At 38.8% G+C, this 448-nt stretch carries 1 protein-coding gene; it reads left to right on the top strand.

Translation table 11 applies throughout. The features are described from left to right. Positions 1-16 precede the first annotated feature (16 nt). Positions 17-448 (top strand): hypothetical protein (locus ACF91D_RS31935; RefSeq protein WP_392438726.1); only part of this gene is annotated, 432 nt, incomplete at its 3' end.

The following is a 448-nucleotide window of genomic DNA, read 5'->3' as shown; positions in this document are numbered from 1 at the left end:
CTCAGGTCTTAATGCGATGATTGATGGTATCAATACATTGTCTGATAAGATCATGAACAAAAAACTTATCAAGAAAAAGATTCCTAAGTTGTCTACTGGTACTGGAGCTAACCCGCTTGTCAAAACAGATAGTCAAGGAAGATTGACACGATCAACTAAAGCAGTAGTAAATGATAAAGGTATCGGTAATGCACGTGGTCCAGGTGGTCACAAAGAACTTATTCGTCGTAGAAATGGTCGTATTCAACAACTAGCTGGTAGTAATCGTCGCGTTACATTGCGTAAAGGTGATACGGTTTATAACGGTGCCCAATCTAAAATGTTGAGACCACACTTATCTACCGGTACTGGTGGCATGTTTGATATTCTCGGCGGTGGTAAAAAACCTAAGAAAGAAAAACATGAAAAACATAATGACGTAGTTACGAGTGCAAAAGATAAATTAGGC

The sequence above is a fragment of the Staphylococcus sp. 231237_7MaSpsaltlick genome (assembly GCF_043107035.1).
The sequence above is the reverse complement of the archived record's forward strand: the minus strand, read 5'-3'. Positions and strand labels throughout refer to the sequence as shown.